General features: G+C 58.9%; 8 protein-coding genes. All 8 read right to left on the reverse strand.

The window, feature by feature from the left end:
• Positions 1–18: 18 nt before the first annotated feature.
• Complete coding sequence (gene wbpA, locus PMI38_RS14255) at positions 19–1,332, reverse strand: UDP-N-acetyl-D-glucosamine 6-dehydrogenase (RefSeq protein ID WP_008095141.1); 1,314 nt, start codon at positions 1,330–1,332, stop codon at positions 19–21.
• 291 nt (positions 1,333–1,623) lie between these two features.
• Positions 1,624–2,673, reverse strand: coding sequence for an LPS O-antigen chain length determinant protein WzzB (locus PMI38_RS14260; RefSeq protein WP_008095143.1), 1,050 nt, complete (start codon positions 2,671–2,673; stop codon positions 1,624–1,626).
• Positions 2,674–2,897: 224 nt separating this feature from the next.
• On the reverse strand, positions 2,898–4,346 hold the full coding sequence (locus PMI38_RS14265; protein WP_008095145.1) for an MBL fold metallo-hydrolase RNA specificity domain-containing protein: 1,449 nt from the start codon (positions 4,344–4,346) through the stop codon (positions 2,898–2,900).
• Positions 4,347–4,450: 104 nt separating this feature from the next.
• Positions 4,451–4,714, reverse strand: a complete 264-nt coding sequence (locus tag PMI38_RS14270) for a LapA family protein (RefSeq protein WP_008095147.1) — start codon at positions 4,712–4,714, stop codon at positions 4,451–4,453.
• A gap of 19 nt (positions 4,715–4,733) precedes the next feature.
• Positions 4,734–5,030, reverse strand: coding sequence for an integration host factor subunit beta (ihfB, locus tag PMI38_RS14275; RefSeq protein WP_008095149.1), 297 nt, complete (start codon positions 5,028–5,030; stop codon positions 4,734–4,736).
• Between the two features lie 254 nt (positions 5,031–5,284).
• Entirely contained in the window at positions 5,285–6,961 is a 1,677-nt protein-coding gene (gene rpsA / locus PMI38_RS14280) for a 30S ribosomal protein S1 (protein ID WP_008095150.1), read from the reverse strand.
• 123 nt (positions 6,962–7,084) lie between these two features.
• The gene (cmk, locus tag PMI38_RS14285; protein ID WP_008095152.1) at positions 7,085–7,771 is read right to left on the reverse strand and encodes a (d)CMP kinase; all 687 of its coding nucleotides are present in this window, start codon (positions 7,769–7,771) and stop codon (positions 7,085–7,087) included.
• Positions 7,768–9,975 carry a bifunctional prephenate dehydrogenase/3-phosphoshikimate 1-carboxyvinyltransferase gene (locus tag PMI38_RS14290; protein WP_043273651.1) on the reverse strand — a complete coding sequence of 736 codons (2,208 nt, stop codon included), beginning with the start codon at positions 9,973–9,975 and terminating at the stop codon, positions 7,768–7,770. The genes cmk and PMI38_RS14290 overlap by 4 nt, the downstream gene beginning before the upstream one ends.
• Between the last annotated feature and the right edge of the window lie 157 nt (positions 9,976–10,132).

Raw genomic sequence — 10,132 nt, forward strand, 5'->3', positions numbered from 1 at the left:
GTCAGGGCTATCCGCGGCTCAGGCCTTGATGATGTGCGCCGCCGGAGTGCGGTACTTACCGCGGCTATCGACGATCAATTTCGCCTGCGCCTCGATCAATGCGTAGTCGAACCTGTCGTGGTCCGTGGCCAGCACCACGGCATCAAAGCTGGCGAGATTGTCTGCGGTCAGCGGCTCGCTGCCGAGTTCGAAATGATGCTCGCGCATCCGAGGGAAAACAGGTACATGGGGGTCGCTGTAGGCCACGACACCACCTTTCGCCTGGATCAGCTCCATGATCTCCACCGAAGGCGATTCGCGCATATCGTCCACGTTCTTCTTGTACGCAATGCCCAGTACAAGGACCCGGCTGCCTTTCAAGGCTTTGCCAGCGTTGTTCAAACCATCCACCAGCTTGCTCAGGACATACTCTGGCATGGCTTGGTTGACTTCCCCCGAGAGCTCGATGAAACGGGTGTTGACCCCATACTCACGGGCTTTCCACGTCAGGTAGAACGGATCGATCGGAATACAGTGCCCGCCAAGGCCCGGGCCCGGGTAATAAGGCGTGAAACCAAATGGCTTGGTCGCCGCCGCGTCCACCACTTCAAAGATGTCGATTCCCATTCGATCCGCGACGATTTTCATCTCGTTGACCAGACCGATATTCACCGCGCGGTGTATGTTCTCAAGCAGCTTGGTCATTTCGGCTGCTTTGGTCGAACTGACCGGAACAACGTGATCGATCGCTTGATCGTAGAGGGCAATGCCTACCTCCAGGCAACCTGGTGTATGGCCACCAATGACCTTGGGGATCGTCCGCGTTTCAAAGTTCACATTCCCCGGGTCTTCACGCTCTGGCGAATAGACCAGGAAGATGTTCTCACCCACCTTCAAGCCGCCTTCCTGCACACGAGGCAGCAGCTCCTCTTCAGTGGTGCCGGGATAGGTAGTACTTTCCAACGAGACGACTTGCCCCGCACGCAGGTACGGCTTGATCGCATCCGTCGTGTTGATGACAAAGCTCATGTCCGGTTCGCGGTATTTGTTAAGCGGTGTAGGCACACAAAGAATGAGCGCATCACACTCCGTCGCACGGCTGAAATCTGTAGTTGCTTCGAACCCGGTCTGGCGGGCGCCGGCAATTTTTTCAGCGGGGATATGTTCGATATAACTTTGACCCGCATTGAGCCGATCAACTTTGACTTCATCAATGTCAATACCCAACACCCTGAAGCCGATAGCGTTGTAACGCAGCATCAGGGGCAGGCCGACATAGCCGAGCCCGACAATACCGACCAGGGCCGTTTTGCTCTTGAACTTCTCAACCGCCTGCTTCTTGATATCCGTCATATCGCGCAACTCACCCTTTTATATTACCCGCCTGCGTGCATGGCAGGAGACGGGGTGCCAAAAAAATGTCCATGTCAGCCAATGACCAGCTAAACTCCAGCCCGGTACAGTGCGACTTCTTGCGCTCGACGCGCCGTGTTCTATCGCAGACAGTCACCTAAACGGGACGCCCGAAAACGTCCGCGAGCCCATGCCCGCACAGTATACCGTCTCGGTAATCTGAGCTACCAGCACCTGCGCCCGAGCAGCAACAGCGGGCGCTGGCCAAGAAACCAATACTGAGCTTGCTAATTAACTCGCCGACGCGCGGCGCCTGCTCCACAAATCCTTGAAAAAAGCAGTCAATAACCCAGCGCCAAGCCCTATAACCAAACTAAGCATTACAATGAGCGGCTTATTCGGCTTGATCGGCTGATCGGGCAATTCGACCTCGCCGTCCTGTTCGAACACCCGAATTACCGACGGGTCAAGCTTGAACTCACGATAGAAAGTTATTTTTTCTTGTCTTGGGCGCAAACCATTGATAAACGGTTCATCCGATGAGCGAGCCTCAAGCGTAGCAATCTCAGCCTCAAGTGCTTTACTCCCGCGCATGTAGGTCAAAGACCCACCCATCGCGGCAGAGACCTGAACTGACAGCGGTTCCGAAATTAGCGGAGGCTTCTCAAGCCCAACAGACCTGGCAACAACCAATGCCTCTTTCAACTGAGCGATGCGGTCCTCTCGCTCCTTGCGCGCGCTATTTTTTTCACTGCTGATCTGGCTTTGCAGGTTGTCCGCTTTGATCAACATATCACTGCGATTACTTTCCAGCACCTTCCGCTTTGCGCTTTGGGCAGCGAGTTCGTTAAATGCTCCGACCCACTTCGTCGCCTGCTGGGGATCGTGCATCGTCGCGGTCACTGCATAACGAGTGGATGACCCCTTTGCAGGTGCAACCGTCAGCACTCTGTTGAAGTCGCTGTACAACGCATCGCGCGAACCCCGACGGCGCTCGTCGCTCAGGCTCGGCAAATACACGTCTCGGAAAAACTTGTTGCGCACCGCTTCTGACTGCAAGGCCTGAAGGTGGGTCTCGTACACCTCCTTGACAGTCAGAGGGATCAAACCCGAGTCACCGCCGCGACCGAAGTTAAGCTGCGCAATGTCATTTTGAGTTGGAGGCTCGACAAATAATTTGGCTTCATAGACTGGCGCGGCCATCAAAGCGTATGCAACACCCACCGCCAGGATGGGTGCGGCTACAAGCCCAACCCATAGCTTCTGGCGCCAGATGCCATGCACCAAATCAAAAAGTTCAATTTCATCGTCACGCCGAGGGTGCTGTGGTTCATTAAGCATTTATTCTGATTATCCTGAGGTCCGTCCAACATCATCAAAGCTTTGACCGTCTCACGCGCCGTACTGATTCCCTGCAGCGGTGCGGCATTTTGCCTGCTATCTGTACACGAATGCTCTCTTTCAAGCAAACGCAGCTGGCACGAAATACGCAGACGTCATAAGAGCCGTGATGATGCCAGATGTTCCTCAGACCCCCCCCTAGCCTGAAGCGAGGCGCCGAACGGTCAGGTAGGTATCAGCACTCGCGGCACCTCTCCCTTACGAGCAAACGCTTGTTCAAGGACCTTTCGTAGCATTTTCTTCGCTTTCTGGTCGCCGTGAACAAGCAGGACTGCAGCGGGTACGTTTGCCATCGCTGTTACAAACACAGCGAGCCCTTCCTGATCGGCATGAGCTGAGTACCCACCCAGGCTCATTACCTTGGCCTTGATGTCATACATCTGCCCATCCAGATCAACCTGCACAAGCCCTTCTACCCCCTCACTCATCTGTATCACCGCCCCCGGCGTACCCTTCACCTGATACCCCACAAATACCACCTCATGGCGAGGATCCCCCAGCATCGCCTTTAGGTAATTGACGATCCGCCCACCTGAGCACATCCCATTCCCAGCGATCACGATCGCCGGCCGCGCCGTGCTCTTGAGGTAATTTACAACCTGCAAATGCTGCGAATGACTCTCCACGCAAACCAGCTGTTCAAACTTCAGTGGCGCCCTACCCTCGCTCAATCGCTGTCTGGCTGTGCAATTCCAGTACTGATGCAACTCCACGTAGGCCTTGGTGATTCGCTGCGCCAGAGGGGAATCGAGTATGACCGGCAAGCGCGGCCAGTCGATCATGTGCAACGAGTCATCCGCAGCGCCCAAAGCATGCTCATGATTCAGCGATTTGCGGTGCAGAATATCCTCGATCTCGTACAGCAGCTCCTGTGTCCGGCCAAGACTGAATGCCGGAATGAGAACTGTGCCCCCATCCGCCAGTGCGCGATCAATCACAGCTTCCAGCCGCGCCTGTCGATCGCTGCGATCAGCATGTACCCGGTCCCCATAGGTACTTTCCAGAACCAGAATATCTGCCCTCTCAGGCGGCTTGACCGACCTCAAAAGCGGATTGCCTGGCTGGCCGAGGTCGCCAGAGAACACGATCCGCGAACTGGGCTCCTTACCTGAAAAACGCACATCGCACTCGACATAGGCCGACCCCAGCAGGTGCCCGGCACGTTGCAAGCGAATGGAACAGGCGACACTTTCCTGCTCAATGACGGGATACCACTGCTCGAAAGGCAAGGCTACGACCTGCCGCTGCAACACAGCCAGAAAGCGATCAACTTGCCCAGGCTCGGCGCTGACACCTAGCTTGAATGCATCTTCAAGCACCAGCGGCAGCAACTTTGCCGAGGGCTCGCTGCAGAGAACAGGCCCACGAAATCCTGCCGCCAGCAGCGCCGGAATGCGGCCGACGTGATCGAGGTGAACATGAGTGATGACGAGTGCGCGGATCGCGCCAATGGCAAAACCGATCGGCGCAGACGCAGCGCCAGAGGGGGCTTCATCGCCCTGTTCCAGACCGCAGTCGACCAACAGGCTGGTTGACGCGTCAAGGTGCAACTGGTGGCAAGACCCGGTTACACCGCGGGTGCCACCATGATGAGAAAGGCAGGGGTATTCCATAAAGCTGCACGCTCGCCCAGGCCGAAAAATGAAGTACTTGATTACCCCATTTCAACGGCGCCGCGCACAGGTGCTACCTTCCTACGAAAGCGTAAGAAATCTCGTTAATTACTGCTCAACGCCGCCTGCCGCGCCGAAGCACGAATCTTGCGCTTGCTGCGCTGCACGCCGTAAGCCCCCAGCAGCGGCCCTACCGCCAACCCCACAACCAAGGCAGCGAGTACCGGCACAGCAACGGGTAACGCCGGCGCCGACCAACCAAACAGCACCAACGACACCGTCTGCTGGTTCTCCAGCACAAAGAACAGCACCACAGCCGCCAACAGCAGCACGAACAGCGCCGCCAGGGCGCGCTTCAGGTTACGCATCAGACTGCTCCTTCATCGCTCACGGGTGCTCGTGCTCATCTTCATTGACGCGGTCACGCAATTCCTTGCCTGGCTTGAAATGCGGCACGAATTTGCCTTCGAGCTCGACCGACTGGCCGGTCTTGGGATTACGCCCTACCCTCGGTGCGCGATAGTGCAAGGAAAAGCTGCCAAAACCACGGATCTCGATGCGATCGCCGGTGGCCAGGCATTGGGACATCTGCTCAAGCATGGTCTTGATGGCCAGCTCGACGTCCTTGGACGAGAGCAGCCCCTGATGGGTGACAATACGTTCGATCAGCTCCGACTTCGTCATATTTTTCCCTTCGTTATCAAGCAGCTAGATCATTGCTTAATCAGTTTGTAGCACGCCGGGAGGGATTTGAACAGGGTGGATCTTGACTTAATAAAAAAATTCAAGATCGGGGTGTAGGGAAACTAGAGCAGGGCTGCTTTGCAGCCCATCGCCGGCAAGCCGGCTCCCACAAGGGATGACGCAGCCTCTGGGGAAAATCGGGCACAAAAAAAGGGTGGCCCGAAGGCCACCCTTTTTTACCGATCAAACAGAACTTAGTTCTGCTTGGCCATTGCTTCGCGCAGCAGCGCAGCCATGGTGGTGTCGGCAGCAGCTTCCGGAGCGTTTTTCAGGCTCTGGATAGCTTCGCGCTCTTCAGCGTCGTCTTTCGATTTGATCGACAGGCTGATAACGCGGGACTTGCGGTCAACGCTGATGATCTTGGCTTCGATCTCTTCGCCTTCCTTCAGGACGTTACGCGCGTCTTCAACGCGGTCACGGCTGATTTCGGAAGCTTTCAGAGTGGCTTCGATGTCGTCGGCCAGAGTGACGATGGCGCCTTTGGCGTCAACTTCTTTCACGATGCCCTTGACGATAGCGCCCTTGTCATTGACAGCAACGAAGTTGGAGAACGGATCGTCTTCCAGCTGCTTGATGCCCAGGGAGATGCGCTCGCGCTCTGGGTCGACCGACAGGATGACGGTTTCCAGCTCGTCGCCCTTCTTGAAACGACGTACGGCTTCTTCGCCGGTTTCGTTCCAGGAGATGTCGGACAGGTGAACCAGGCCGTCGATGCCGCCGTCCAGACCAATGAAGATACCGAAGTCGGTGATCGACTTGATGGTACCGGTGATCTTGTCACCCTTGTTGAACTGGCCGGAGAAGTCTTCCCATGGGTTGGACTTGCACTGCTTGATGCCCAGGGAGATACGACGACGCTCTTCGTCGATGTCCAGAACCATGACTTCCACTTCGTCGCCAACCTGAACGACTTTCGACGGGTGGATGTTCTTGTTGGTCCAGTCCATTTCGGAAACGTGTACCAGACCTTCAACGCCTTCTTCCAGCTCAGCGAAGCAGCCGTAGTCGGTCAGGTTGGTAACGCGAGCCTGTACGCGAGTACCTTCTGGGTAGCGCGAAGTGATAGCAACCCACGGATCTTCGCCCATCTGCTTCAGACCCAGGGAAACGCGGTTGCGCTCACGGTCGAACTTCAGAACGCGAACGTCGACTTCGTCACCAACGTTGACGATTTCCGACGGGTGCTTGATGCGCTTCCAGGCCATGTCGGTGATGTGCAGCAGGCCGTCGATACCGCCCAGGTCCACGAAGGCGCCGTAGTCGGTGAGGTTCTTGACGATACCTTTGACCTGTTGGCCTTCCTGCAGGGTTTCCAGCAGGGCTTCGCGCTCGGCGCTGTTCTCGGCTTCCAGCACGCTGCGACGGGAAACGACAACGTTGTTGCGCTTCTGGTCCAGCTTGATGACCTTGAATTCCAGCTCTTTGCCTTCCAGGTGGGTGGTGTCGCGCACTGGGCGGACATCAACCAGGGAGCCCGGCAGGAACGCACGGATGCCGTTAACGTCGACAGTGAAGCCGCCCTTAACCTTACCGTTGATAACGCCCTTGACCACTTCTTCGGCGGCGAAAGCTGCTTCCAGAACAATCCAGCACTCGGCGCGCTTGGCTTTTTCACGGGACAGCTTGGTTTCGCCAAAGCCGTCTTCGACCGCGTCCAGCGCAACGTGAACTTCGTCACCGACCTTGATGGTCAGCTCGCCAGCTTCGTTGTAGAACTGCTCGAGCGGGATGACGCCCTCGGACTTCAGGCCAGCGTGTACGGTAACCCAGTCGCCGTCGATGTCGACAACGATACCGGAGATGATCGCACCCGGCTGAAGATTGAGGGTTTTCAGGCTTTCTTCAAAGAGTTCTGCAAAGCTTTCGCTCATTTTAATTCCTGTAGATTCGGGCGAAACATACGCCCCTAGCCACATTCCAGACAATGTGGGTTTCGTTAAGTAAAGGAAAGCAGGCAGGACGTTGACTGGTGCCCCTGCCGGCTCTCCTGGCGATCAGACCAAGTCGCGCTGGGCGAGCTCGCTTCTGATACGTTGCAACACCTGCTCGATGGACAACTCGGTGGAGTCCAGCTGAATGGCATCGGCCGCTGGTTTGAGCGGGGCCACTGAACGCTGGGTGTCACGCTCGTCGCGCGCACGAATCTCATCTAGCAGACTCGACAGACTAACATCTTCACCCTTGCCCTTCAACTGCAGGTAGCGGCGACGGGCACGCTCCTCGGCACTGGCGGTCAGGAAGACCTTCAGCGGCGCGTCCGGAAACACCACGGTGCCCATGTCGCGACCATCGGCAATCAAGCCCGGTGCTTCGCGGAAGGCTCGCTGGCGCTGTAGCAGCGCTTCGCGCACCGCCGGCAAGGACGCGACCCTCGATGCACCGGCACCGACCGTCTCGGTGCGGATGACATTGCTGACATCCTCACCCTCAAGAATGATTTGCTGAAGCTTACCCGGCTCGGCGGCGATGAACTGCACATCCAGATGGGCGGCCAAGGCCTTGAGCAGCTCTTCGTTGGTCAGGTCGACGCCATGGTTGCTGGCATTGAACGCCAGCAACCGGTACAGCGCGCCGGAGTCCAGCAGCTTCCAGCCCAGCTCGCGGGCCAGAATACCTGCGATCGTGCCCTTGCCCGAGCCGCTCGGGCCGTCGATGGTGATGACCGGTGCTTGCGAATTCACGACTTGCCCTCTTCGGCGACGCGGATGCCGACTTCGGCGCACAGCTTGAGGAAGTTCGGGAACGAAGTAGCGACGTTGGCGCAATCATGGATGCGGATCGGCGCACTGGCACGCAGCGAAGCAACACTGAAGGCCATGGCGATACGGTGGTCACCGTGACCGTGCACTTCGCCGCCGCCCAGCTGGCCGCCGTCGATGATGATGCCATCCGGGGTCGGCTCGCACTTGATGCCCAGGGTGATCAGGCCATCGGCCATGACCTGGATGCGGTCGGATTCCTTGACCCGCAGCTCCTCAGCGCCGCGCAGCACGGTACGCCCTTCGGCGCAGGCAGCGGCCACGAACAGCACCGGGAACTCGTCGATGGCCAGTGGCACGAGGTGCTCAGGAATGTCGATACCCTTGAGCTTGGCCCCGCGCACGCGCAGGTCGGCCACTGGCTCGCCGCCGACTTCACGCTGGTTTTCCAGGGTGATGTCGCCGCCCATCAGGCGAAGGATATCAATGACGCCGGTACGGGTCGGGTTGATCCCAACGTGCTCGAGCACCAGCTCGGAGCCCTCGGCAATGGACGCGGCAACCAGGAAGAAGGCCGCGGAGGAAATGTCCGCAGGTACTTCGATGCGCGTCGCGGTGAGCTTGCCACCCGACTGCAGCGAAGCGACCGGGCCATTGGTTTCGACCGAATAGCCGAAACCACGCAACATGCGCTCGGTGTGGTCACGGGTAGGTGCAGGCTCGGTGACAGTGGTCTTGCCTTCGGCGTACAGACCGGCCAGCAGCAGGCAGGATTTGACCTGAGCACTGGCCATCGGCAGCGTGTAGGTCAATGCCTTGAGCTTGTGGCCACCACGAATGGTCAGCGGCGGGCGGCCATCCGGACCGGTTTCGACCACCGCACCCATTTCGCGCAGCGGGTTGGCCACACGGTTCATCGGACGCTTGGACAGCGACGCGTCACCGGTCATGGTGACATCGAACGACTGGCCGGCCAGCAGCCCCGAGAGCAGGCGCATCGACGTTCCGGAGTTACCCACGTAGATCGGCCCGGGTGGCGGCTTGAGGCCATGCAGGCCAACGCCATGGATGGTCACGCGACCGTGGTTGGGGCCTTCGATGACCACCCCCATGTCACGGAACGCTTGCAGGGTCGCCAGGGCGTCCTCACCCTCGAGGAAGCCTTCGACTTCGGTCGTGCCTTCGGCCAGCGAGCCGAGCATGATCGAGCGGTGGGAAATCGACTTGTCGCCCGGTACGCGGATTCGCCCGGACAGGCGGCCACCGGGTTGGGCCAGGAAAATCAGATCGTTGGCGTTCATAGCGTCCACATAGGCCCGGCGGGCCAGGATTTTACTGAAATGCTCGCGGGCAACGCGTGCGCGGGTAAATACCCCCAGCAGCTGGTGCCCGTCCCCAGCATCGACCGCGTCGCGCAAGGCGTCGAGATCGCTGCGAAATGTATCAAGGGTGCGCAGGACCGCCTCGCGGTTGGCGAGGAAGATGTCGTGCCACATGGTCGGATCGCTACCGGCGATTCTCGTGAAATCGCGGAAACCTCCCGCAGCGTACCGGAAGATTTCGAGGTTTTCATTGCGCTTGGCCAGCGAATCGACCAGGCCGAAGGCCAGCAGGTGCGGCAGGTGGCTGGTCGCAGCGAGCACTTCGTCGTGACGCTCCACCGGCATGTGCTCGACATCGGCGCCCAGCGCGCGCCACAGACGGTCAACCAGGGCCAGGGCGGCCGGGTCGGTTTCCGCCAGCGGCGTCAGGATGACTTTGTGACGACGGAACAGGGTGGCGTTGGAGGCCTCTACCCCGCTCTGCTCGGAACCGGCGATCGGGTGACCAGGGACGAAACGCGGCAGACGCTGACCGAACACGGCACGCGCCTCGCGCACAACGTTGCCCTTGGCGCTGCCGACGTCGGTGATCACGGCGTTGCCGAGGTCGAGTCGAGCCAGGCGGGCCAGGACTTTCTCCATGGCCAGGATCGGCACGGCGAGCTGAATGACGTCGGCGCCGATGCAGGCAGCGGCGAGGTCTTCTTCGCAGCGATCGACCACACCCAGCGCCACGGCCTGCTTGCGCGAGGGGGCGTCCAGGTCGACACCGACCACTTCGCGGCACAGGCCGCTTTCGCGCAGGCCTTTGGCGAAGGAGCCGCCGATCAGGCCAAGGCCGACGACGACCAGGCGGTCGATGATTGGTGCGGGTTTGTTTGTTACAGCATTGACCACGAGTGCGAACCCTGTTCAGAAATCAAGACGGACTGTGAGACCGCAAGGGGCTGCTTCGCACCCCATCGCCGGCAAGCCGGCTCCCACAGGGATCGCGCAAATCTCAAGGCTTGCGCTGTACCTG

It is taken from the genome of Pseudomonas sp. GM84 (assembly GCF_000282535.1).
In the GTDB taxonomy this organism is placed as follows: domain Bacteria; phylum Pseudomonadota; class Gammaproteobacteria; order Pseudomonadales; family Pseudomonadaceae; genus Aquipseudomonas.

Excerpts from the sequence above, each read along its gene's own strand:
- wbpA (WP_008095141.1), bottom strand. The coding sequence starts at position 1,332 with ATGACGGATATCAAGAAGCAGGCGGTTGAGAAGTTCAAGAGCAAAACG.
- PMI38_RS14260 (WP_008095143.1), bottom strand. The coding sequence starts at position 2,673 with ATGCTTAATGAACCACAGCACCCTCGGCGTGACGATGAAATTGAACTT.
- PMI38_RS14265 (WP_008095145.1), bottom strand. The coding sequence starts at position 4,346 with ATGGAATACCCCTGCCTTTCTCATCATGGTGGCACCCGCGGTGTAACC.
- PMI38_RS14270 (WP_008095147.1), bottom strand. The coding sequence starts at position 4,714 with ATGCGTAACCTGAAGCGCGCCCTGGCGGCGCTGTTCGTGCTGCTGTTG.
- ihfB (WP_008095149.1), bottom strand. The coding sequence starts at position 5,030 with ATGACGAAGTCGGAGCTGATCGAACGTATTGTCACCCATCAGGGGCTG.
- rpsA (WP_008095150.1), bottom strand. The coding sequence starts at position 6,961 with ATGAGCGAAAGCTTTGCAGAACTCTTTGAAGAAAGCCTGAAAACCCTC.